The sequence below is a fragment of the Mycobacterium sp. FW102-FHT13B02 genome (genome assembly GCF_058790275.1).
Genome location: NZ_JBYTCM010000026.1, coordinates 61976 through 86471 on the forward strand (window position 1 = coordinate 61976; position 24496 = coordinate 86471).

The 24496-nt window shown below is 66.9% G+C and carries 19 protein-coding genes; 14 read left to right on the top strand and 5 right to left on the bottom strand.

Features of this window, described 5'->3' with window-relative positions:
- A complete protein-coding gene (locus AC3WTE_RS28765; RefSeq protein WP_492442869.1) occupies positions 1-1191 on the bottom strand; it encodes a hypothetical protein in 1191 nt (396 codons plus the stop codon).
- On the bottom strand, positions 1188-1481 hold the full coding sequence (locus tag AC3WTE_RS28770; RefSeq protein ID WP_492442870.1) for a hypothetical protein: 294 nt from the start codon (positions 1479-1481) through the stop codon (positions 1188-1190). The genes AC3WTE_RS28765 and AC3WTE_RS28770 overlap by 4 nt, the downstream gene beginning before the upstream one ends.
- A gap of 99 nt (positions 1482-1580) precedes the next feature.
- On the opposite strand from AC3WTE_RS28770, the gene AC3WTE_RS28775 reads away from it, so the two are divergent.
- The 13 genes from AC3WTE_RS28775 (at position 1581) to AC3WTE_RS28835 (ending at position 15415) form a co-directional block, all read left to right on the top strand.
- Positions 1581-2012, top strand: a complete 432-nt coding sequence (locus tag AC3WTE_RS28775; RefSeq protein ID WP_492442871.1) for a hypothetical protein — start codon at positions 1581-1583, stop codon at positions 2010-2012.
- The gene (locus AC3WTE_RS28780; RefSeq protein ID WP_492442872.1) at positions 1999-2658 is read left to right on the top strand and encodes a hypothetical protein; all 660 of its coding nucleotides are present in this window, start codon (positions 1999-2001) and stop codon (positions 2656-2658) included. The genes AC3WTE_RS28775 and AC3WTE_RS28780 overlap by 14 nt, the downstream gene beginning before the upstream one ends.
- Complete coding sequence (locus AC3WTE_RS28785; RefSeq protein WP_492442873.1) at positions 2658-4100, top strand: type IV secretory system conjugative DNA transfer family protein; 1443 nt, start codon at positions 2658-2660, stop codon at positions 4098-4100. The genes AC3WTE_RS28780 and AC3WTE_RS28785 overlap by 1 nt, the downstream gene beginning before the upstream one ends.
- Positions 4097-4336: a hypothetical protein gene (locus tag AC3WTE_RS28790; RefSeq protein ID WP_492442874.1), complete on the top strand. Its 240-nt coding sequence runs from the start codon at positions 4097-4099 to the stop codon at positions 4334-4336. The genes AC3WTE_RS28785 and AC3WTE_RS28790 overlap by 4 nt, the downstream gene beginning before the upstream one ends.
- Entirely contained in the window at positions 4333-4788 is a 456-nt protein-coding gene (locus AC3WTE_RS28795; RefSeq protein WP_492442875.1) for a hypothetical protein, read from the top strand. Before AC3WTE_RS28790 ends, AC3WTE_RS28795 begins: the two co-directional genes overlap by 4 nt.
- Entirely contained in the window at positions 4785-5090 is a 306-nt protein-coding gene (locus AC3WTE_RS28800) for a hypothetical protein (RefSeq protein WP_492442876.1), read from the top strand. The genes AC3WTE_RS28795 and AC3WTE_RS28800 overlap by 4 nt, the downstream gene beginning before the upstream one ends.
- Positions 5090-6700: a hypothetical protein gene (locus AC3WTE_RS28805; RefSeq protein ID WP_492442877.1), complete on the top strand. Its 1611-nt coding sequence runs from the start codon at positions 5090-5092 to the stop codon at positions 6698-6700. Before AC3WTE_RS28800 ends, AC3WTE_RS28805 begins: the two co-directional genes overlap by 1 nt.
- Positions 6701-6735: 35 nt before the next feature.
- Positions 6736-7116, top strand: coding sequence for a hypothetical protein (locus tag AC3WTE_RS28810; protein ID WP_492442878.1), 381 nt, complete (start codon positions 6736-6738; stop codon positions 7114-7116).
- A complete protein-coding gene (locus AC3WTE_RS28815; protein WP_492442879.1) occupies positions 7113-7346 on the top strand; it encodes a hypothetical protein in 234 nt (77 codons plus the stop codon). Before AC3WTE_RS28810 ends, AC3WTE_RS28815 begins: the two co-directional genes overlap by 4 nt.
- Positions 7347-7369: 23 nt before the next feature.
- Positions 7370-7972: a hypothetical protein gene (locus AC3WTE_RS28820; RefSeq protein ID WP_492442880.1), complete on the top strand. Its 603-nt coding sequence runs from the start codon at positions 7370-7372 to the stop codon at positions 7970-7972.
- Positions 7969-8502, top strand: a complete 534-nt coding sequence (locus AC3WTE_RS28825; protein ID WP_492442881.1) for a DNA N-6-adenine-methyltransferase — start codon at positions 7969-7971, stop codon at positions 8500-8502. Before AC3WTE_RS28820 ends, AC3WTE_RS28825 begins: the two co-directional genes overlap by 4 nt.
- A 152-nt stretch (positions 8503-8654) precedes the next feature.
- Complete coding sequence (locus AC3WTE_RS28830; protein ID WP_492442882.1) at positions 8655-9254, top strand: hypothetical protein; 600 nt, start codon at positions 8655-8657, stop codon at positions 9252-9254.
- A 212-nt stretch (positions 9255-9466) separates the two neighbouring features.
- Positions 9467-15415: a helicase-like domain-containing protein gene (locus AC3WTE_RS28835; RefSeq protein ID WP_492442883.1), complete on the top strand. Its 5949-nt coding sequence runs from the start codon at positions 9467-9469 to the stop codon at positions 15413-15415.
- A 170-nt stretch (positions 15416-15585) separates the two neighbouring features.
- On the opposite strand, the gene AC3WTE_RS28840 is transcribed toward AC3WTE_RS28835, so the two are convergent.
- Positions 15586-17304: a transposase family protein gene (locus tag AC3WTE_RS28840; RefSeq protein WP_492442884.1), complete on the bottom strand. Its 1719-nt coding sequence runs from the start codon at positions 17302-17304 to the stop codon at positions 15586-15588.
- Positions 17305-17435: 131 nt separating this feature from the next.
- Here AC3WTE_RS28840 and AC3WTE_RS28845 point away from each other — a divergent pair, with 131 nt between their 5' ends.
- Positions 17436-17612, top strand: a complete 177-nt coding sequence (locus AC3WTE_RS28845; RefSeq protein WP_492442885.1) for a hypothetical protein — start codon at positions 17436-17438, stop codon at positions 17610-17612.
- Here the strand turns inward: AC3WTE_RS28845 and AC3WTE_RS28850 are convergent.
- Entirely contained in the window at positions 17600-18457 is an 858-nt protein-coding gene (locus AC3WTE_RS28850; protein WP_492442886.1) for a hypothetical protein, read from the bottom strand. The genes AC3WTE_RS28845 and AC3WTE_RS28850 overlap by 13 nt on opposite strands.
- Before the next feature lie 34 nt (positions 18458-18491).
- On the bottom strand, positions 18492-24266 hold the full coding sequence (gene mobF / locus AC3WTE_RS28855; protein ID WP_492442887.1) for a MobF family relaxase: 5775 nt from the start codon (positions 24264-24266) through the stop codon (positions 18492-18494).
- Positions 24267-24496: the final 230 nt, after the last annotated feature.

A 24496-nucleotide genomic window follows, 5' to 3' on the forward strand; every position in this document is an offset into this window, starting at 1 on the left:
TTACTGGTTGATCGGGTTGTGGCCGTAGACGGTGATGGCAGAGATGGCAAAGCTGTTGTCTGCGGGGTCATCTGAGCCGGGTTGTCCGGTGAGCGGGTCGGTGGCACCGGCCGCGGGAGGTGGTGGGGTGTTGGTGCCCAGGACGGAGCCGAGGATGCCGGCGTCGCCGGGCGCGGCGGGGTCCCCCGGCGCACTGGAGGCGGTGGTGGGGGCGTCGGCGGGAGCGCGGGAGGTCTCCAGCACGATCATGGTGATGTGTGATGCCAGGACGCAGCCGTGGGGCATGGGTTGGGTCGCTGGGCCGTGCACGTTGCCGGTGTCCTGCTGCACGACGGTCGGGGTGCCGTTGTTGTCGGTGAGGATCCATTGCACGCGGCTCACGACGCGGTGCTGCGACCATTGGTCCACGCCGGAGGCGTCGGTGCCGACCCATCCGGGGGTGATGTCGAGCGCCGTCACGCACATGCTGCGGCCGAGGTCGATGTTGAGGACTTGGCCGTTGACACCGTCGCGGATACACACCCACGCCCGGGTGGGGTCGGTGCCGGCGACTGATTGGGCCGCGGTCGATCCGGGCGGGCAGTGTGCCGAGGCGGTGAACGGGATGGGATTGTCGGGGTTGTCGCCCTTACCTGGCGCGGTTGGGGCGGCGGTGACGACACTCAGTGCTGTTGGGGCCGTGGCGGATTGGTTTACCGGGGCCACTGTCGGTCCACTGCGCATGGCGATGAGGGCGCCGGTCACGCCGACCACCACGACCCCGATGGCGCCGACGAAGCCGACGGCCAGCGCTTTGTTGAATCGGGGAGGTGCGTCTGGTTTGTCCGGCTTGGTTGTTGTGGCCGGTGGGTCGGCGGGCGGGGTGTCACCGCCGACGGCGGCGCCCGTGTTCGGGTCGAGCATGCCGATCGGCAAATCGTCACCGGCGGTGCGATATTCGGGTTCGTCGGGCTCGACCATGGCGATCTGCGCGTCCGGGTCGGCAGGTTGCAGGTCGTCGGGTGCGGGTTGGGCATCATCGCGGGGGTCTGCGGAATCGGTCGCTGCCGGGACGTCGTAAGGGTCCGGGTCTGGGTCGGTGTCATCGAGGTCGATCGGCTCGACCAACACGTCGGTGGTGTCGCCGCCCAGATCAGCCAACATGTCCTCGGTGCGGGCCCACTGCATGCGCATGTGGTCGGTGCGGCTCATCGCACGCCCCCTGTCGGGTATCCGTAGCGCGACCCGTCGAGCTCGACGACCTTGTCGTAGCGCGGGCGGGCAGGGGTGATCGCGGGCCGACTCTGATACGCCACCGGCTGACCGCTGGCGCGGGGCCGGCGGGCCCGGCGATGGCGCAGGGTGCGTTGCCCGATCACGCCGACACCGAGCAGTAGGGCTGCGCAAGCAAACGGGTGCTCACCAAGCCACGCGACGAGCGTAAGGATCGCGGCAGTAACGGCGATGGCCACGGTCATCATCACAGCGACAATCAATCGCATTGTTTATTCCTCCTTGTCCTGTCGCTAGGCTAAGGGGGCAGATAGTAATTTTTCGATGGCCATAGATAAATAAGTTGGTCCGTTGCTAGCGTCACGTTTGTGACTGCAATACCCAACGACGGCATGCCGCGGCTGATGTTCTACATTCAGCACCGCTTGGCACAATTACGGTGGTCGCGCGGCGACCTCGGGAAAGCGGGCGGCCCGGCCCCGGCGACGCTGTACAAGGCGCTGCACGATGGCCGCGAGTTGACCGAGCGCACCCTGGCCCGGCTCGAGGTGGCGTTGAACTGGCAGCCCGGGTCAGCGGCAAAGGTCATCGGCGGCGGCCGGCCCCTCGTGGCTTCATCTGACCTGGTAAACGACATGATTGCCCGACTGGACGAGGCTGTCGAACAGGACGAGACGGCGGCGGTGAGCATGACGGCCGCGGAATTGCGCGACTTTCTAATGACCGTGGCGCAGCAGTTGGACACCGTTTACGCTGGGCTGCAGCGGACCTCGCGGGAGGTCGCCGATGTCGCTCCCTGAGGATCGCTTCGACGAAATCCGGCGTAAGTGGATCGCCCGTAATCAGCGGTCTTTTACGTTTCAAAAAAGGCGGCAAGAAATTCTTGCCCGCCAAATACGCGACCGCGCCACAATTAAAACCGGTGCGCGTGTCGACCCGGCCGACGATGACGTTATGCACGTCCTTTTGGAGCGTGTCCCTAAAACGGTGTACGGGGCACGCGACTGGGCTTTGGTGGGAATTTTGGCGATGCTCGCTCCCATCGGGTGGGCGGCAGGTAAAGGCATCTACAAGGCGGTGATCCAGTTAATTCCTGGGGAGCTGCGTTCGTACCCGGTGGCGGCGTTCATGTGGTCCGCCGTCTGCGTCGGATTCCCGATTGCCGCGCTCTACGAGCCGGACCCCTCGTCGCTCACCGCGACAGTCGTGGTGCCGTACCTGTTCGCCCAACTTCCTGCAGCCCTGGTGGCCGCCGGCATGTACGGGATTGTGGAGGGTTGGCTCGCTGTCGACGGGGCGCGGGACTGGTGGCCGAAGTTGCCGCCGCAGAATTCCGAGCACGTCGATTTCGGCTTGACCCCCGACGAGGCGGCCCTGCCCGGCATTTTCCTGGTCAGTGAGCAGGACCCGCCGGGTGAACGGACGCCGATCGGTAAGGACCGCTGATGGCCGAGCCGTTCGGATACCGACCGCCCGCGACCCCGTATTGCGGCTTCGTCCGCAGTGGCGAGGCTCAGGAACTGACCGTGGCCCGGTCGGCCGCACATGTCCTGGTATCAGCGCCGACCGAAACCGGAAAGACGAGGCGGATCCTCGCCCCGGCGGCGGTGCTCTGGACTGCCGGGCCGTGCGTGGTCGTCTCCAGCAAGGACGACCTGTTCAAGTTGGTGATGTCCCGGCGGTACGGGCCCAGCGGCTTGATCGACCTGCGCCCGGACTACGACACCAACTACCCGGATATCCAGATGCTCTCGTTCGATCCGACTGCGCTGATTACCACGCCGGATCAAGCCGTCACCGCCGCCAACACCATGATGGCGATGAGTTCGGTGGGCCTGGGCGCCGACAAGGTCGCCGACTCGGGAATCTGGGAGTCCAACTCCGAAGCCCCGTTGGCGGGGATGCTGTACGCGGCCTCACCCAAAGGCAATCGGCTGGGCATGGATTGGGTCCTGTTGGCCGTGGACAACATGACCAAACCCGAAGAAGGACAGGCAATTCCGACCGAGCCGGGCTGGGTGCGGGCAGCGGAAATCGTGAAGGATAAGCCGCTGTTCTACAACGCGTTGATGCGGACCTTGGACATGGATCCGAAACAACGAGATTCCATCGCGTTGACGATGCGCAAGGCCGTGATGCCGTGGATGCGGTTGTCGCTGAGGGGGATTAACGATCCCGCGTTCACCGACGCGTTCCTGGAAGACCCGAATGCCACGTTGTACGTGCTGTCGTCGCCGGAGGGGTCAATTGCTGGTGCCGCGGTCACCCTGCTGGAGCACCTGATCAAGATTTGGCGAGGGAAAACCTCGCGCAACGAGATGACCCACCGGCTGTTGATCATCGTCGACGAGGCGGCCAACGTCGCGCCGATGCCGGCACTTCGACGGCACGTCGGCGAAGGTCGCGGGCTGGGTGTGAACCTCATGTTGGCCGTGCAGGCCTCGTCGCAGTTCGAAACCGTGTACGGCGCAGCATATATGCGCGAGTTGCGCGACATTCTGCCTGGCGCGCTGGTGATGTTCGGCGCCGCAGAAATGGACATGCTGCGGCGGGCCGAGGAGTGGACGCTGGAAACCACGCGGCGGCAAGAAACCTTCGACCAGGCCACCGGCGCCAAGACCCTGTCGTCGCACCTGGGCAGCACGATCGACTACCGACGGTTGCTCCCGACCAACAGTGAGCACGCCCGGCTACTGCTGCGGGGCACCGCTGGCGTGCAGACGGAAATCCCTGACTGGCTGCGTTTTCGGGACCGCTACGACGATGCGATTCACCGGCTACTCAAGGCCGACCCCGCCGAACGCAAGGCCGCCCCGCCACTGTGGCAACGCCTGGCCGAACGCCACCGGATCGCCCGCGCCGTGATGAACGGAACGCCGCAGCCATGACCGCCCGCACCCCCGTTCAGAACGCCGTACTGGCGGCCCTTCAGCTGCACCCCACGGCCATCAGCACCACGAGAGTCCGCGAGCTGGTCAACGACGAGCGGACCGAACCGATTGCCGCCGAACGGATTTACAGTGCCCTGCGGGAACTGACCGCCAGCGGCGCCGTCCGGGCGGTAGCGGCACCCGGCCAACGTAAACGGTTCTGGCAGGCGACCTCAAGCCAGGCACCGCGATGAGCGCCTCGATCAGTCGGCCCGAGGCCACGTCCTGGCTGAGCAGCTTGCTGCGGGGGCGCCCGCACCAGATCATCGGCCCCGCAGGCGATCCCTATATGCGTCGGTGGTTCCTGTTGCCGCACAACAAATTCGCGAACCTTTACCTGCATGCGTTCACCGCATCCGATGACCCCGACGCCCTGCACAACCACCCGTGGTCGTTCGTGTCGATCATGCTGCGCGGCAGCTACATCGAACACACCGAACACGGGACGCGGACCCGGCGCGCCGGGTCGGTGGTTGTGCGGCCCGCCCGGTTCTACCACCGCATCGAAATACCCACGGGCGCGTCGTCGCGCTGCTGGACCCTGGTGATCACCGGGCCGAAAGTGCAGCACTGGGGGTTTCGTTGCCGCAGTGGACGTTTGGTGCCGTGGACCCAGTTCGGCGGCGGATGCGGGGAGGACCAATGAAAACTCGGCGCGGCCCCTGGCTCAGCGGCCTGATCGTCGCCTTGATCGGCGCGGTATGGATGATCGGCCAGGTCATCGGCGGCTTCCTGACCTGGGTTGTTGACCTCATCAACCCGGTCGACCCGTTCACCGTATCCGCGTCGTGCCCACCGGGAGCGGCTGCGACCGACCCCACCCGAGGGTGCCCGCGCGACGCCGCTGCGACCTCGGCCGCCGCGCTCGGCGCACCAGCGTCTGCAGAACCACCGCCCACCACCAATGGCGTTGGGAATTACCACTATCGAATCGAAAGGCTGTACTGATGGAAGCTTCCGTCCGCCCCTACCTGCGCGCCGGTATCGCCGTGACAGCGGCCACCACGGTGGCACTGGCACCCCTGACCACGCCGGCGCCGCACCCACTCGCATTGCCTGACCTGGTCCCCACCCGCACCACCGGCGTCGACCTGAAAGCGTTGATCGACCCCGGCGCGGTGTCGGCCCTGATCGCCAACGTCAACACCGCCCTGAATTCCGCTGACGCGGCCATCACCGCGGCCGCCGCGGTCCCCGGACAGAGCATCGCCGATGTTCTGTCCACCGCGGCCGGACTCAACACGTCGTTTTGGCAGACACTGATCACCTCCTCGGCCTCTGACCCACTGCTCAGCCGCGTCCTCACCTCCCTGCAGACGCTCACCAGCGGGGGACTGTCCCAGCTGGCCGGCACTGTCTCTGCCACCAACACCACGGTCGACTTGACCGTCGAGCAGGTCAGCACACTGCTGACCTCGACACTGACGGGGTCGGCGTCGGTGGCCTTGGCCGCGGTCACCGACACCATCAACAACCCCGCCAACTACGCCGAACTGCTGGCCGCGCCGGTCACCATCGGCGCCAACCTGGTGCACGCGGGCATCACCGCCGCGCTGGACTTGGGAGATAACCTGATCACCGGCGGCGCAACACTTCTCACCGGCGTCACCGCACAGATCAGCAACGTCGTCGCCGCAGCCAACCAGCTGGTCGCCACGGCCCAGAACGTCATCGGGGTCCCGGAAATCAACGGGCTGATCACCGCCGTGCAGGGCGTGGTCACCGCCCCACTGAACGCCCTCCTGGCCGGGATCAACGGCGGCACAGCCGCAGTAGCCGACCTGGCCACCGGAGCCTTGGGTGTCCTGGCCACCGCCGGCCACAACGTCACCACTGCCTGGCTGGGAACCGGATCCACCAGTGGGGCGATCCAGACCGCACTGACGGCCATCGGGTCGGCGCCGCTGTCGGTGGGCAGCTACGTCACGGCCGCCGGGGCGCTGGCCGCCGGGGTCGCGACCACTGTTCCCGGAACCCTGGTCACCCTCGGCACCGGATTGCTCCCGCTGCCGTTCCGCACGGCCGCCACCTTGACCACCACGGGCGCTGACGTCGTGACCGCCCTGAGCAACGGGGTCGCCCAGCTGGCTGCGGGGATGCTCCAGGCCGTGGGTACTCCGGCGCTGGTCGCCAACGCGGTCTACGGGGTAGCGGCGGTGTTCAACACGGCCGTGCGCGCCGGCGCGGCGGCAGTGTCCGCCGGACTCAATGGCATCGCCGGACTGCTGGGCGCAGGCGCCTCAGTGGTGGGCGCCCTCAGCGCCGCCGCCACCAAAACCCCCGCCGCCAAAACCGCCGCGCCGCTGGCCGCAACACACAGCGCTGCCAAAGCGATCACCGCCAACCCCGCCACCGCGACAACCCCGGCCGCCCGGCACGCACGACCAGCACCCAGCGCGAGCACCGCAGCTCGGCCCACTGCCGGCACCGCCACCCCCGCCGCGGCGCCGGCGCACGGGCCCAAACATGCGGCGGCCCCCGGGAAACCGGCGACACACAGCGCAGCGGCAACCCACGGCGACGCCCCCCGGCACGCCGCCAGCGGCCACGGCAAATAACAGCCACCACAACCACATTCGGTAAGGAGCTACCAATGACCACCATCGACCCCACCCGCCGCATCGCCACGCCGACCGACGCACTGGACGTGGCCGCCCGCCTGCTCGCGCTCACCGATCCGGCGCCCACATACGCGATCTGGCGCGAGGCGGCGGCGGTCCCGCTCGCGGCGGTGCTGTACGCGGCCTCACCACAAGGCAATGGCCTCGGGCTGAACTGGGTACAAGCCCTGCTCAGCCGCGCCGACCTGGCCGCCGCGACCGACGTCACCGAGGCACTGTCCCGCGACACGATGGGCTACAACTACCTGTCCCGGGCATGGCTTGGCGCGGTCACACTGGCCGCCCCGCAGGCGGACTCGATTCGACTGGTCATGCGCCAGGCGGTCGGCGGCACGACAGCGGCGGCGGCATGACCACCCAGACACAGCCGGACAGCGTGGCGTGCGCACCAGCGCACACCGGCACTGTCGTGGTCGCAACCAGACAACGCTTCGCCCATCAAGCCGCCTGCACGTGCGGCCACCTGCGGCCGCGGCGGCGCGTCCTGCGCGCCGCCGCGGTCATTGACGCCCTGGCACACGCCAGTCAATTCGGTTGCGTGCCAGCGGTTCCCCTCACCGGGTATCGCATCAGCCTCACCTAACCCCCGCCACAAGGAGCAGTGCCATGACCAGCGCCAGCTTTGCCCGCGTCACCCTCGATGCAGCGTTATCGGTGGGGCTGCGATGGCTCTACGCCACCGAACAACCGACCGACGCATTGGTCGAGCCGGGCGGGGCCCGCCTGGCCGCGGTGGGCCGGCACCTGCGGTTCCTGCCGACCGGCGGCGACCGTGGCAACCCCCTGATCGTCGTCGACGCGGACATCCCGCACTGGGTTCCGGTCAACAGCGGCCCACCACTGTGCACCCTCACCCGCACCGAACTCGACACCGTCGCAGAAGAATTGGCCAACATCGGGGTCGCCCCGAGCCAATGGCAATGCCACACCATTACCTCCACGATCGTGCTGAAAACCCCGGCACATCCGTCGCTGCGCGCCGCTGTCGAGCGGTACCGCGCCGGATGCCCCTACCACCACAGCTTGGTCTGCGACGCCCCGGTGGGATGCGGTGGCCAAGGCTGCCCCTGGCACGCCGCCGGCCGCGATCGGGCGCGATGGCCACAACTGACCGCGGCCGACATGGCCACCGCGGCGCTGCAAGGCCACCCGTTCCTCGCCGACCCTGACGATGCCCGCACGGGTGCACCGGCAGAGGCCCGCACATGACCGCCGCAGGCCCGCGGGCCATGGGCAGTCACCAGTCCGCCCGCATGGGCACGGACATCTGGCTGACCCCGAGACCGATCCTGGACGCCCTGGGCCCGTTCGATCTGGACCCGTGCTCGGCGCCGGACCCGTCGGTGTGGCCGACCGCCGCCCGGCACTACACCCTTCCGGTTGATGGCCTGACCCAACCGTGGTGCGGTCGGGTGTGGCTCAACCCGCCCTACGGGCAGCAGGCGTGGCACTGGCTGGCCAAGTTGGCGGCCCACGGCGACGGGGTGGCGCTGGTGTTCGCCCGCACCGAGACGGCCGGGTTCGTGAGGGAAGTGTGGGGGAAGGCCGACGGCGTGCTGTTTTTGCACGGGCGCCTGTACTTTCACCGCCCCGACGGGGCCCGCGCCGCAGCCAACAGTGGGGCCCCGTCATGCCTGATCGCCTACGGCCGCGCGAACGTGGAGTCGCTCGCCGCGTCCGGCCTTGATGGCTCGTTGGTGCAGAACTGGCGCCACGGCGCCTGCCGAGCTGCGGTCTGACATCGAGAACGCAGGCAAAGGAGCTCCCGGTGCGCAACAGCAACACAACATATGATTCCGACAATGCGATGAGGACGATATGGGTCGCAGGCACAACGACAACGCGGACCAGCCGGATCTGTTCAGCATTCTGGCGGAAGGGGGTGCCGACGGTGAGCAGCCCAGAGATACAGGAACTCGTGGAGCAGGTGTACACCAGCCACCACCTGCTGCCGCCGGAGTGGACACCTCAGCAACAGCAAGGGTTCCTGGATCGCGAAGCGGGCCGGCTCAGTCGTCAGGTGGGCGAACTGGCAGCGCAGATGGCCGAGCAATTCGTGCAGGACTGGATCAGCCGGCACGGCGATCACCCGGACTATATGACCAAGGTGGGCCTGGTCAACAACGCGACCAATCAGGCCAAGGAAATCGTGTTGACCCAGGAACTGTACGAACTGATTCCACCGGAACCGGACGAACCGGAGCCCGAAAACCTGCCCCCGATGCCCGACCACAGTCAGGTGTCGTGGGACCGGCGCTGGACACACACCCAGTACCGGACCGAACCGACCGAGGACCAGGTGGACCTGGTCGCGGCGGTGTGGCCGGCCCCGGACTTTTCGGACCTGTTCCGGATCAAGGCGGAATACCTGATCGCGGCCCGGGCCGAGGACGCGTTGACGCTCCCGGCGGACCGGACCGACCCGCTGGCCGCTCAACTGGCGCAGATGGTGTACGCGGACCTGCGCGCGGACGGCCTGCCCGCCCGGTAACCGGCCAGCCCTCGCTGTTCGACGAGGGCGCGCAACCCACCGACCCGCGCATCATCGACCCAGGCGGCGCACCCCTGCCGCCGACGACCGCCCCAGCGGCGCCACCGGCCGCACCCGCCGACACTGAGGTTCCGGTCGACGATGCACGGCCCGCGGACACGGACTCGAATCTGCTGAGCCCCGGCGATTTTCGTCCCGGAACTGATATCTGGGTGCCCTCGGGCGCCAAAGCCCGCGCCCGCGCGAACATCGCCGCCATCGACGTCTTGGCACGGCTGCGCCAGGCAGGTCGGCTCGCGACCGTCGCCGAACAGCGGTCGCTGGCCGCGTGGTCGGGATGGGGCGCCATCCCGGGCGTATTCGACCGCCGGGACGAGTCGTTCACCGCCGAGCGTGACCAGGTGCGCGAGTTGCTGACCCGCGAGCAGTACGACCACGCCCAAGCCTCGGTGCTCAACGCCCATTACACCGACCCGGCACTGGCCCAAACGATCTGGCAAGCCCTGCAGCGGGCCGGATTCACGGGTGGGCGTGTGCTTGAACCCGGTTGTGGCAGTGGCACTTTCATAGGACAGGCCCCCGATTCGGCGGTCATGGTCGGGGTGGAGAACGACGACATCACCGCCGCGGTCGCCGCCGCCCTCTATCCCAGCGCCCAGGTCCGCCACGAAGGCTTTGAAACCACCCGGGTACCTGAGGACAGCTTCGTTGCCACGGTCGGAAACGTCCCGTTCGGCAAATTCGCGGTGCACGATCCGGCGCACAATCCGCAGCGCCACACCATCCACAACCACTTCATCATCAAAGCCTTGGCACTGACCGCGCCGGGCGGGTACGTCGCGGTCCTCACCAGTCGTTACACCATGGACGCCATGGAGGACGGCGCCCGCCGTGACATGGCCGACCGCGCTGATCTTGTTGCGGCGGTGCGCCTTCCATCCAAGGCTTTTAGCCGGGTGGCCGGTACCGACGTGGTCACCGACCTGCTGGTGCTGCGCCGGCGTACAGAGCCGTTAGCCGCCGGGGAGCGGCCGCTGTGGATCGACACCGCCAAAATGGCCCTCGACGACGGCGACGACAGCGCCACCCCAGTGAGGATCAACGCCTACTTCCTTGAGCACCCCGAAAACATCTTGGGCACACCGGCATTCGGCCGCGGTATCAACGGCTCGCCCCAGTTGATCGTGCACGGCCCGGTCGGCGACGAGCTGGCCGCGCGCATGGGCGCACGCCTGAACATCCTGATCGATGACGCGGTCGCCCGCGGCGCGGGCCTGACCGCGACGGCCGCAGATTTGACGGTAGTGGATCCGAAATCGTTCAACGCTGGCCTGCTGACGGCAGCCGACCGCGGCCCGGACACGCCGCTGTACACGCTGCGCTACAACGAGTCGACCAAGAGCATCGAATATCGCACCAAACATTCCTGGGTCCCCAAAAAGACGGCGAAAACGCAGATCGCAGAAACCCGCCGACTCATCGAGCTGCGCGATGCCGCCAACAGTTTGATCGAATCGGAGAGCACCGGCCGTCCCGTCTCCGAACGCAACGCACTGCGCGGGCACCTCAATCACCTCTACGACACCTACGTCGCCAAATATGGTCCCGTTAACAGGTTCACGTGGGTCATTCCCAAAGACATCACCCAAGAAAAGCACGACGAGGCGATGGCCAAACGGGAAGCCAAGTGGCGCGCCAAGGAAGGTGAGGACGGCCGGCCTTACCGGGGGCCTGTTCCGCAGCGGCTGCTCGACGAATGGGACTTCAAATCGTGGAAGGCCGCCGAGCCGTACAAAGTGCGCCGCCACCTCGACGGCGGGATGCGCTATGACCCCGGGTGGGGCGTGGTCTCCGCGCTGGAGAAGTTCGAAGAGGCCACCGGGCAGGCATACAAGGCCACCATCTTCTCGACCGATCAACTGACCGCCGCCCGCGAAGTCACCAGCGCCGCCAGCCCGGAGGAGGCGCTGGCGCTGAGCATGGACCGGCTCCAGCGCGTGGACCTGGAATTGGTTGGCGAGTTGCTCGATGTCGACGAGGACACCGCGCGAGACCTTCTCGGTGATCTGGTCTGGCCCAGCGTCCACGACGCCGACGAACTGATCCCGGCGAGCGTGGCCCTGTCGGGCAATGTGCGCGACAAGCTAGCGGCCGCCGAGAAGGCTGCGGCGACCAATCCGATCTACCGCGACTACGTGCGGGCGCTGCGGGCGGTGATGCCCGAAGACCGTACGGCAGAACAGATTCGGGTGCGCCCGGGAGTGCCCTGGATCGCACCGGTCATGGTGGCTCAGTTCGTCCGGGAGACGTTCGGCGTCCGGTCGGTAACTGTCGATCATGTCAGCGGATCGTGGACCGTGGATGTCCCCAAAGACAAGCGCGGCGGCCGGTTGATGACCGAGACCTGGGGCATGGACCACACCGGCTGCGACGCGGTGAGTCTACTTGAGGCCGTCTGCAATTCGCGCAGCGTCTCGGTCACGGAGAAGGGCGTTCTCGACGAGAAGGCAACGTTCGCGGCGCAGGCGAAAGCCACCAAGATTTCCGAGGAATTCGCCCGATGGGCCTTTGCCGACGAGGCCCGCCGCGACAAGCTGGTCGCCGAGTACAACCGCCGGTTCAATTCCTTGCGCGCACCGCGGTATGACGGCACCCACCTGCGACTGCCGGGCCTGTCGGACACCTTCACCCCACACCCGTACCAGCGTGATGCCGTCGCCCGAATCATCAGCGAGCCAACGGTTCTGCTCGATCACGTCGTCGGCGCCGGCAAGACGGGCTCGATGGTGATGGGCGCCTATGAGCTCAAACGCCTGGGCTTGGTCAAGCAACCGTGGATCGTGGTTCCCAACTCGATCGTGGAACAGGTTGGGCGCGAAGCCAAACAGTGGTATCCCGCCGCCAACGTGCTGGTCGGATCCGGAACAACGACAGCGGAGGGCCGGCGCCGGTTCATCGCCCAAACCGCCGCCTCGGACTGGGACATGGTCATCGTGCCCGAATCCGGGTTCACCGCGATCGGGGTGTCGGACACGCTGCGCGCCGACTTCATCGCCGATCAGGTCTCGACACTGCGCCAACAGCTCGAAGGCGCACAGGCACCCCGGACCAAGAAAGCCATCGAAAAGGCGCTCAAAAACTCCCAGGAACGCCTGGAGAAGATGACCGCCCAAGACCGCAAAGACACCGGTCTACAGTTCGAAAACTCCGGTGCGGACTACCTGTTCGTGGACGAGGCGCACTATTACAAGAACCTGCAGCGCATCAGCAACATCGACGAACTGAACTGCTCAGATGGATCGGACCGGGCGACCGACTTGGCGCTGAAACTGCGGATCCTGCGCGATCGTCGGCGCGACGAAGGCCTCGCCGCCGGGATTCCGCGGCATCGCATCGTCGAGCGGGTGGCGTGCTTTGCCACGGGCACGCCCATCGCGAACTCGTTGGGCGAACTGTGGGTGATGCAAACGTTCCTGCGGCCGGACCTGTTGGAGGCCGCGGGAGTATCGGAGCTGGGGGACTGGGGGGCGACGTTCACGGCCAGCAACACCAGCGTGGAGATGAACGCAACCGGAACCAAGCTGCGGCCGGTGACCAAAGTCGGGAAGTTCACGAATTTGCCGGAGCTGCTGGCCCTCTCGGCGGCATTCTCCGACGTGGTCACCCGCGATCAGGTGCCGGTCAAGCTGCCCACACTCGCCGGCGGCCAGCGGCAGGTGGTTGCGCTCAAGCCGTCAATCGAAGTGGTGGACTTCATCGCCGATTTAGGGTTCCGCGCCGAGCACTTGGATGCGAAAAACCCACGGCGCGACAACATTCTGAAGATCGCCAGCGACGGCAGGAACGTCTCCCTCGATCCTCGGATGGCTGGACTCGACGCACCTGAGCACACCCGGGCCGCGGCGGTCGCCGACCGCATCATGGACGTCCGTCGCCGGCACGCCGACAAGATTTACATCGACCCCTTGTCCGGTGAGCCGATGGCCAAGCCGGGATGCTTCCAATTGGCGTTCTGCGACCGTGGCACACCGAAAGACGGTGGCGGCTTCAACATGTACCAGGCCATCAAGGACGAACTGGTCGCCCGCGGGGTACCGGCCGCCGAGGTGCGGTTTGTGCACGAAGCCCGCAAGCCCAGCGAAATCACCATCCTGCGCGAGCAATGCATCAATGGCGACGTGTCCGTACTCATTGGCAGTACAGAGAAAATGGGGACAGGCTGGAACGTGCAAGCCCGCCTCGCACACCTCATGCACGTCGACGTCCCTTGGCGCCCAGCGGATCTGGAACAACGCGAGGGCAGAATCCTGCGGCAAGGCAATCAGAACGACGAAGTCGAAATTTCCTCGTTTGTCACCGAATCGTCCTATGACACGGTGATGTGGCAGAAGGTGGAAGCCAAGACCTTGTTCGTTGAGCAGGTGCGGCGCAATGAAGTGTCGGACTTGGAAATCGAGGACCTCTCCGGCGGTGACCTCGGCGCGGCCGCGGCGGAAGCCAAGGCGCTGTCCACGGGTGACCCGCGGTATCTGCGGCAGGTCCAGCTCGACGACGAAGTGCGGCGACTGCAAGCACTGGAACGCGCCCACCATGAAGCCACGCGGCGCCGCGACTGGGTGGTCAGCACCCACGAGCGAACCATCCCGATCAAACAGCGCAACTTGGACTCCCTCATCCCGGTCGCCGAGCGGGCAGCCGCGGCCCAGTCAACTCCGTCCATCGCCATTGACGGCCAGCGCTACAGCGACCGTTCGGTACTGGCCGAGCGGCTGGCCGCCGCGTGCAGGAAGGCATTCGCCGCGGGTCGAGACAAAGGCGCCTCGGAGTACATGCCGCTCGGGGCGACCGTCGACGGGGTCGACGTGCTGGCAGCCCGCGACCTGACCAACGACCGGCTGTTGCTGAGACTGGCTGTGCCATCGCGGGTTTCGGACATCAAACGTGATGACCTCATGGCAACCGCGGGTGATCAAAGCGGGGCTAAGGCCCGCGGTCTGTTGACCCGGCTGGACAACATGTACGCCGACTTGCCTCATCACCGGGCCACGCTGGCCGCCGAACTGGTGCGGGACCAGGACGAACTCGACGACTTGTTGGAGCACCCGCCCGGCCCGTTCGATCAGGTCGCTGAGCTGACCGACCGACAGGCCGAGTTGGCGTCGCTGACCTTGGAACTGCGGCTGGCATCGGAAAGCGCCGAGGCGGTCGCCGCACGAGAGGCCGCCGCCGAGCGGATGAACGAACGCGGCCGCGAGCCAGGATGGACCCTGTTACTCAACCCCACCCCGTATCTGCTGGAAGAATCGGGGTTCCTTGACGCCGAGTCCCTGCGTGATGCCGTGCGGCAACAGGAACGGGAAAATGCGCTGGCCTACGCCGAGAAACAAGCTGCGGCAGCACCTCCGTGGATCGACCTGGCGGCCGCCCGCGATGAGGTCGAGAACCTGGCTGCGGCAGGCGTGCGCAGTCCCGCCGCGATGTATGGCGCACTGCCGGCGGGCAGTGGTGACGGCCGACAGCGCGCGGCCGCGGCCGCGGTGGCCGACAGCGCACAGGCGGTGCACTGCCTGCAACTGGGGACCGGCGCGGACAAGGCGGGCGTGGTCGCTGCATTGGCCGCGGCGGCGCACAACAGCAAGGCCACGGCGGTCCTGGTTCCGTGCAGCGCCGAATCGGTCAATTGGGCTGCCGACCAACGACTTTCGCTGTCACGAGTGACCGGCGCCGACATGGATGCTCAGATAGCCGACGACGAATGGGCTCCATCTCAAGGTGCATTGGTCATCCTCGACGACGCTGACCGGCTGAGCCCTCAAACTCTGCGCGGTGCGATGGCCGCGGCCGGCGAGACCAACAGCAAGCTGGTCATGATCACTGGGGCCATGAGCGAGCCCACTCCAGGGCGGGCACTGGTGGCGGTTCTTCAAGAGAATCTTCCATGGGCGCAGGCACTGGGCGAGCGCGTCCAGGCCGCGGCGCGGACCGCCTTGAGTTCCGCAGCCGACAGCATCGGCCTAGCCCCTGATGGTCCTCAGGCCGCGCAGATTACCGAGATCCTTAGCGAGCGCGACAGCCTGATCACTGAGTACACCAGACTTCACTCAGGAACCTGGCGATCGGCGAACCGCGATGACGGTCGCGACTATGGGATCGAACTTTAGCTGTGGCATCTCAGCAGATTGGTTATCCAAGGTGACCGTGACAAGTGACGAGTGGGTGCACGCGGACTCGCTCAACGAGGACCTTGACGCTATTGACCTGCCCGAAGCATTGCGTCGGCAGATCAGTTTCCGTGACACATCGGTGCCCGACCTGCAGCGCGGGCCGGGCTTCATTCAGTACCGTTACAGCTGGAGTTGGCCGTTGTTGGCCAATGGTGCCGGGGTAACGGTTGCCCGGCCCGGTTGCCGTGTTCGTTGCGAGGCGAGGTGGGGCGTCGGGATCTGGGTCCCCGGGTCCCTGGCTCGTGTCGGCTTCCGGTCACTGTGGGGCTGTTCGGTCTGGTCTGGTTGGTAGCTCTCACCGGGCGATCCTCTGGTCGCTGCGGTGTCACACCTTTCCGACGCCGGGCCGATAGGCCTTGAGCGCGACGCCCGATCACCGTGGCTGCTGCCTGGTGCCGGGTGACGTTCGTGTAGGGGCGCTGCCAATGCTGGCCACCCCAGATACTGGAGTAGGCGGGATTGACCGCCAACAGTTCGATACCGGCATGCGCGGCCATCGCGGCCAGGCGGTTGCGGAACACCGCGGTCGGTATCCCGGATACGGTGCGGCGGAACCATTTTCCCCGCTGCCCTCGGCCCATGGTCTCCCGGCCGGTGGTGCGGGCATCAGCGAAGTTCAGGTCCTCGACCGCGATCGTGGTGATGCCGTGCCCGCGGGTGTAGTGCAAAAGTTGGGTGATGGCGTGGCGGACCTGGGCGTCCCGGCGCGACGTGCTGCCGGTGAGGTCGACGTCGATCCGTCCGGGCGCCCCAACCGGATTTCCGTGCACATCGAGGCGGCGCACCGCCAGATGCCCATCATTCAGATCAACCCCAACCACCGAGCCCGACGCAACGACGACGTCGCCGGGTGCGGTGTCGTGGCGGCCGGCCGAGTACGGCAGCGCCGGGATCGCCCACGACCCCGTCAGATATACCCCGGCCCGGCCAGTCTTACGGGTGAGCGTGTAGGAGATCGAGTTCCCGCCGGTGATCCGCTGCGCCCACGCCTCACCGTGGTGGCTGAACACCGCCACCCCGGACAGGAGGTACCGGCCGCGGGGGGCATTCGCCAAGTGTTCCAACGGTTTCGGCAACCGGACACTGACCTGACCGGATGGGGTGACGGTGAGCGTCAGGTTGCCGAACGGTTCATCCGGTGAGCCGGTGGCCCGGATCCGCCACCGCGACGCGTCCCACCGCTGGCGCCACTGCGTTTCGGTCAGACCCGCCGCATCGAGGTGGTGGCGGGTGTGGGCGAGGCGTTTGCCGCCTTCCACTACGTGCACCCGGCCTGCCGCACGGTCCTGTTCCGCCCGGGCGAGCTCGCCGCGCAGATGCTGGACGCGGCGCTGCTTCTGAAAGCGTTCCACTTGGCTGGCATAGCCTTTGGTGGACTTGGCCTTTCGCTGGGTCTTGCGCTCGCTGACGGTGAGCAGATCGGCGGTGGGCGCGGCTAAGCGGGTCTCGATGGTGGCGATCGCCGACCGCAACCCGCCAATGTGCCGGTACTGCGCCTCGCGGGCCAACCGGTACTGGTCATCGTTGCCGGCGATGATCGCGTTGGCCCACCGAGCTGACGACAGCGCCGTCAAGGCTTTCTTGCGGGCATTGAGCCGGTCCCGGCGTACCTTCCGGCGCTGCTCGGCATCCAGTGCCGGATCGACCGGGACAGGCCGGCACACCGCCGCCAGATCAGCCCTACGCAACTGGCCCAAATGCTCGGCCACCACATCCAGCACCCGATCATCGACAGGTGTCGTCCGCAGCCGGGTCTCGACCGCAACCCCCGAGGGAGCCGCGACCGGCTTCACTCCACGCCACTGACGAAGCCCGGAATCGGTCATGGCACCAGTGTCCTAGATAGGTCCGACAAAACCGGATAGCCAAGCACACCACATCGTTTCGATGACGTGCGCGAGCCCCGTACGTCGGTGCCGGTAGCCCTAAGATTCGAAGCGGCCTAGCGTCGGCCCTTATGACTGACTCTGAGCTCAATTGGGCGCTGCTGGCCCTCGCGGTGATGATCGGCGGCACTGCCTTGCTCCTCTACTGGCTCGGCCGCGCCTTCGGTGAGTTTCGCTCCGAATACCGCGCGTACAAAGCCCACTGCCTGCAAAGCTGCCGAGAGGCAATGAACGCTCACCCAGAATGATGGTTGCGAACCGCGGCAGGTGTGACCCGCCGCCACCGCGCCAACCGGCGAGGGCCGATGTAGTGGTCCGGCGCGAACCGCGCCAGTGGCGGATAGGCGGTGACCACCGGATGGCCCGATTCCGCACTGAAATTGGCGGGATGCTCCCGGTGAGCGTGACTCGGATTGTGATGCGCAACAGCGACAATCCCGGCAGGCGGCACCGTCACTTCATAGATGTGTAAGCCGTCCTCGACGTAGCTGAGCATTCGCTCGGTGCCCTCCAGCCACGGTTCATTCACGCACGCAATGTCGTTGGGCAACACCCCCGTGGGGTGTATCGAGCATTTGGCGGGCAGATACCGATAAAAGTGCACTGTCTCGTCGAGCCCGAGCGCCTGGGCGATGGTCTGCGCGAGGTGACCGAAACGGACCGCCGCCAGCCAGACCACCTCAGCGTCCCGGCGCCAGCCAAGCGCAATAGCCCAGGGCGGTTCTGTGCTCCGATGGATACGCGACCTCACGGAATCGGGAAGCGATTCGCTGACCAGTACACCCAGCGTCCGCAACGGCCCCGAGGTTCCGATCGTTTCGCTCGTGAGGTGTTCCTGCCGTACGACCAACGCGTCGAGCGAGACGTCGGGCCCAAGGAAGCTGCGCACGGCGAACTCCTCGGCCAGACGGTCATGATTTACCGATACAGCGAGCAGCGCTAGTGCCAACAGTTCACGACGATTCACCCGATTCTGGGGTTCGATCCCGCCCAGCAATTCACGCGCGGCGGGCGAGACCGCCGCGGCGTCCGAGCAAAAAGCCCACTCCCGCAGGGGGTACCACCGCGCAGACAAGTCGGCATCCACACCCATTCTCAAATCCTCCCCTGTGACGCCGCCTCGGTGATCAGAGTTCGAGTCCCCGGTCCTGCTGGCGTGTCTGCTCGCTCCTGGCGCCGCGGCTGGGCACAGTCTGCCGGGTGTGCTGCAGCTCGGCGTGGCGTTCGAGCAGTTCCTGGGCTGCCTCGCGAACGTCTGGGTTGCTGGTGTCCAGGGACTGCTGTGCGCGGTCGATAGCCGTGTCGGGCACTTGGTGGCCGGGCTCTGGTGTTCCGACGGTCTGTGACCACGGTAGGTGCTTGTGTGCGGCGTTGAGAATGTCTCGGCTGGGGCCGGGGGTGGTTCCGGTGACCAGGACAATTTTGGTGTTGGTCGTTTCGGCGTTGGTGGCCAGCGACTTCAGATGCGCGGGGCCGAGGTGGTCCGCGTCGTCGACGATGACCACACTGCCAGGCGCGAGGGCGTTGAGGCGATCGTTGGTGCGATGGGCGCCGGGGGCGTAAGGGTGGTCGGCGTGGTAGAGCCCGGCGTCGACGCTGCCGGGCAGCGCCAGGACTTTATGGCCGGCGTCTTCGGTCGCGGTCGCGATGGCCTGCAGGGCCCCGGCCTTGTCCGCGTCGGCGTGCAGGTGCAGTACCTGAATGGCGTTGTCTCCGGCGAGGATTGACATGAGTGCCGTGCGGGTGTCGTGGTCGATGGTCGTGAATGCGGTGGTGGTCTCGGGGCGGGACCGGTAATCGTGGGCGGCGGCGAAGCTCTTGGCGTCGGCGGCTTGCAGGAACTCGACTTCGGCACGCAGGGCGTCCACGTCCACTGCAGCGGTGGCGGAGAGGGTGCCTACCGTCGCGTTGGGGTGGGTGCGGGTGTGTTCGGCGAAGGACCGTGCCGCGGCGGCTTCCGCGCGGAATAGCTGGTTGTCCAGATCGACCGCTTCGTGGCGGGCCACGGTGAGGGCGGCGGCGTCCGCCTGGATCGCCGCGAGGCGTCGGTGTTCGATATCGCGTTCGGTGACGATCTTGTCCGGTCCGCCGACGTGTTCCACCAGATCGGCGTAGGCCTGCTGGTGGCGTTCGTCGGCCGCGATGGCGGCCGCGTCGACCGCCGTGGTCTGTGCGGACAGGATTGCGTGATAGTCGCGGTAGGACCGTTCGCCGGCGTCATCGCCGAGGCCGGCGGCTTCGTCGGCGGCCGCAGTGAGGCGGTCCAGTAGCCGGTGGTGTGCCTCGGCGCCGCTGACGGCACTGACCCACTCGGCGTGGGCGTGCGCCAGCGCGTGGTGGTGGGCACGCTGGTCGTCAAACTGCACGCGAAGCGCGGCGATGTCGGCGGCGATGGCTTGTTCGGCGGGCCCACCGGTGGTGCTCAGGATGGCCTGGCGCAGGGCTGCCAGGCGGGCGCGGGCGGCGTCGCGGCGGGCCCGAAGCGCAGGAATGTCGATCAGGACTGGCGCGGCGCTGGGCCGGACCGCGGGCAGGTCATCGAAGTCGCGGCCGGACAGGTCGTCGTCGGCGAAACTTTCCGAATAGTGCTCTAGGTCGGGCGGGAGTTGATCGTCGTCAAGGGTGTCGTAGAGGTCGGCTTCGTCGATTAGTCCGTCGAGTGTGGTTGCGGCCTCGGCAGTTTCGGCCGGGTGGGGGATGTCGCGGTCGGGGTGGTGGCTGAGTAGTTCGACGCGATAGGTCAGGATTCGGGCGTATTCGTCGGGTCGGACGATTTCGGTGTGGGCGATGTCGTGGATGTGCTCGACGGCTGCGGCGAGCATGTCTGCCGGTGGCCATCCCGATGCGGCGACAGCGGCCACCAGCGACGGCCAGTAGGGGTCGGCCGTGACCACGTCGGCGATCGGGGTGCCGAGTAAATGGTGCAGGTCGGCGGTCCAGGCGGGCCGCAGTGTGCTTCCCGCTTGGTGCAGTGTGGGTGTGGACAGTGGTCCCGACAGGCGCCACCACATGGCGGCGGCGGGCAGTTCGTCGGGCAGGGGCCCGTGGTTGTCGATGGCTTCGGCGAGCAGCGTGGGGATGTCCACCCCGGCGCGGGCGGCGTCGTCGAGCTTGTCGGCCAGGGTCGGCCAGTACGGGTCCAGGGTGATCCGGGGCGCGAGGGTTTCGGCGAGCGGGCGCCAGCGTGCGGCGCCGGGCTTTTCGCGGGTGATCGCGTCATCGAGACGGTTGTGGATGAGGCGCTGCACCGCCGCGGACCGGGTGCGGTGCTGCGGTGGACCGGTGACTCGAGTGTCGGCTTCGTCCACGCTGTGGGAGGCGCGGAACACCGCGATTTCCGCGGCGAGCTCGCGCTGGCGGTCGGGGATCGGGCGGGCCCATTCGGGGGTGTGGGCGGCGTCCCAGGACAGGGCCTCGGTGCGGACCTGGTGCGCCAGATCGGTCACCAGGGCCGCCCGGGAGGCGAGGTACGGGCCCCAGGTGGGGTGGGTGGCCAGCACATCGGGGGCGGCGGTGAGCCAGAGCAGGGGGCCGGGCTTGTCGTGATGGGCGTGCAGACGCGCATCGAGGACGGCGGCTGGATCGGAGACATTGCCCAGTGGGTCGGTGGCCGCATGGTGCAGCGCGGCCACCGGGTCGATGCCTTCGAGGGCGAGCACGGCCAGGGTGCGGCGCAGGACTGGCCAGGCTTCGCTGTCGGTGAGGCCGGGCACCCCGGGGTGCGCGGTCGCAGCGGCGTCGATGGCCGCGATGGTCCCGGCCCCAGCGGTGTGCAGCGCACCGGCGGTCATGGCGTCGGTGTACATGGCGGCGGCATCGTGCAGCCGGGCCGCAGGGTCTTGTTCGGCGTCGATCGCACTGTGCGCCGAAAGCTGCGCGCCGACCCGGCCGAGGATGGTGGTCAGGATGTCGACGGCGGTCGGTGGGCGAACGGCCTTTTCGGTCAGGATGCGATGCGGATCGGCTTCACTGGTGGAGAAGTAGACGTGGTTTTCTTTGCGACCACGGGTGAGGGCCACATAGAGCGCTTCGCGGGTCAACTCGTCGGACCCGACGACGCGGGCAATGTCGGCGGTGGTGCCTTGGTTCGTGTTGATCGTGGAGGCGTAGCCCAAGGTCACGTGTTCGGCGATGTATTTGGCGGGTAGCCGAACATCTTTGAAGGATTTTCCGCGCAGCGGCCGGACCGTCAGGGAACCGTCTCTACCGACCCGCACGATGCGCCAACGCTGACCGTTTTTGACCCACTTGCCGGACTCGGTGCGCAGCCAGCGGGCGTTCGAGCGTGTGGCGATCCAGTCCCCAGCGGAGGCGGTCAGCCCGTCCGACAGGGTGACGGTGCGCCCGACGCGGGTGTTTTCGCGCTTGAGGCGATCCAGACGTGCCCGTTCGTTGAGTTCGGCGACCCGAGGATTGGTAGCAGCAATGAGGATGGAATCCAGGCCCGCGTGACGGTCCGCGGACCAGGCTTGGTAGGCCAGATCAGCGGCGGTGTCATCGGCGCCAACGTGCACGCGCTGGTGGTCGATATAGAAGCCGATGGCCGCCGGATCCCCGTCGCGCAGCGCCAAACTGGCGGCGCCTTCGGCCCGTCCGCGTTCGGTGTCACCGAAGCGCACAACGGTGGTCAAGGTGAGCACGGCCACGACCTGAGCGATGTCACGCAAGACCCCGCCGGCAGACACTGACGCCAGCTGGCGATCGTCGCCGACCAGTCGCACGCTGGCGCCCTTGGACAGCGCGTAGTCGATGACGATGTCGAGTTCTTCGGTGGACGCCATTCCGGCCTCGTCGATGATCAACAAGGAACGGTCGTTGATGCGGCGGAACCACTTGCGCGCCGGATCATTGAGCGCCGCGGGCGGGCCGGGAATCCGGCCGGTGAGGTGGACGAACTTGGCCAGGGTGTCCGAGTCGGCGCCAAGGTCTTCACCGAGGACCTCGGCGGCCACCGCGGTCGGCGCCAGGCCGATGACATTGCCGCCGGTGTTGCGCCATGCAGCCGATAGCGCGGCCATGGCAGTGGTTTTCCCGGTTCCGGCCGGTGCCAATGCCAGTTGGAGCCGGGCCCCCGAGGTGGCCATTTTCCGAACCATTTCGACTTGGCCCGGGTTGAGGCTGATGCCGTTCTGGGCATGGGCTTCCAGCAGGGCGATGCCGATGCTTTCCTCGTCGACGACGCGGCCGCCGGTCATCTTCGCCGCAGCGATGATGCGTTCCTCGGCGGCCAGGATCGCCGCACTGGTGTAGACCGTGCTGTTGTGGCGCTTGTAGACACTGGTGCCATCGGCCCGCCGCAGCGCGTCTGGCTCGTTCATTTCGGTGTCCGCGTGACGGGTAATGGCCACGCTGAGCTTGTCGAGTGCCGCCTCGACGACGGCGTCAGCCACTCCCAGATCGGCGACGTGATCGGTGTAACGCATGCGACGTTGGGCCTCAGCGCGAATGTGGTTGATCTGCCAGGTCGCACGATGGTGCGACACGGTCCGGATGACCGCCTCAGCCTGCTCAGAAATCCACTGCGCGTTGACCTTTGTCGGGCGGTGCCGCCCATGGCCGGTGACGGCGGTGATCAGTTTGGTCACGGCGCGCTGGCTGCCCAAGACTTCCAGGGCCTGGGTCTGCCAGGCGTGGCGCTGTTCAGCCTCCGAGCGGGGTTCGTGTTTGGCTTGCCGAGTGTCCAGGTTGGCCTGCTGGGACAGCGCCAAGAATTCGACCACCGTCGGTTCGCGGGAATGCTCCTGTTGGAACTTCTTGGCCAGCTCGGCCACGCGGTTGATAATCGCGGCGGTACGCGAGGACCACAGTGCGTTCAATTCGGCTGGCATACCGACGATTTCACGCACGGGGCGTTTGCCGTTGCGGTCGACTTTTCCGTCCTCTTCGAACCGCACGTGCACATCCCGCATGGTCGCCATTTCCATGTAGGTGTTGTAGAACTCCGAGGCCGACACTTTGATCTTGTAGAGCGGTTCGCCGTCGAGGGCGAGCCAGCGGGGGATACCGTCCGGGCCGAGGGCGCACACCTTGTTGCTGATCGCGACATGGGTGTGCAAGTTGGGATCCCCAGCGCGCGAATCGCGGTGGGTGAATGCCGCACCGATCAGGCCGGTGGTGTTGACCTGCTCCACGCCGTCGGCGCCCATGCGGGAGAACGCGGCATTGCGTTCGATGTAGGCCAGCGTCGCTGCCACAGCCTCGTCGTGGCATGCCTGGATTTTGGCGGCGATGGGGCGGGGCGCGATGGCCCACAGCGCCGAGACGGACTTGACCGGGGTGAATGTCAGGTCAAAGCCCGCGACCGCGGTGGTCTGCGAACGGGTTTGGCGGGCAATGTATCCGGTGAGTTCGCGGTCATCGGCCGGGGGCCGGCCGTGCGCTTCGGTGAACATCTCGCGGCCGAGGCTCGTGCGTAGCCGGGCTTTGATGTCGGGGGCGATGGCGGCGTTTTCTGCCGCGTCGATGGTGAGGTTGTAGGTGGCGTAGACCTCTTTGAGTCGCTCGACGAATTCGGTCTCGGTGGTGTTGATCCGAAAGGGCCGGCCGAGCCGGGCCGCGGCGATGGCGCCTTTGTGGCCGAGGCCTTTACCGGTGAGGTGCCCGGTGATCTTGTCGGCATTGGGGTGCAATCCCTCACCGAACAGGGCTTTCATCTGCGCTTCGTTGACTTCCGAACCTGCTGCAACAGACCAGAGTTCGGCTACCAGGGGGTCGTGGGGGTCACGGCTGACCGGCTGCCCGAGTGCGGCGAGTCCGGAGCCGACCCAGCGTCCCGGGGCTTCACCTTTCTCGCTGTAGTAGTCGGCGAGGGTGGACTTGCCGCGGGCAGTGTCATCGGAGGCCGCGACCTGGCGAATGAGGTACAAGTACCCATCGCCCGCGGTCAGTTTGTGCAAGCCCATCATCGTGGTTTCACCCCAAGGTCGAACGTAGGAATCCGGTATGTCTTGCCGCGACGGTCATTTCGAGGCCGTTACCAAACCGTGACCTGAATGCACTAGGTGTGATGGACGCAGGGCGGCCGGGGGCGGTGTCGGGAGGCGGCAGGCGGCGGTTGTCTGGTCCCAGTGAAGGTTGCGAAGTCTCGACTTAGGTTGCGAGTGACGTTGCGAATGTCTCGTTGTAGGTTGCG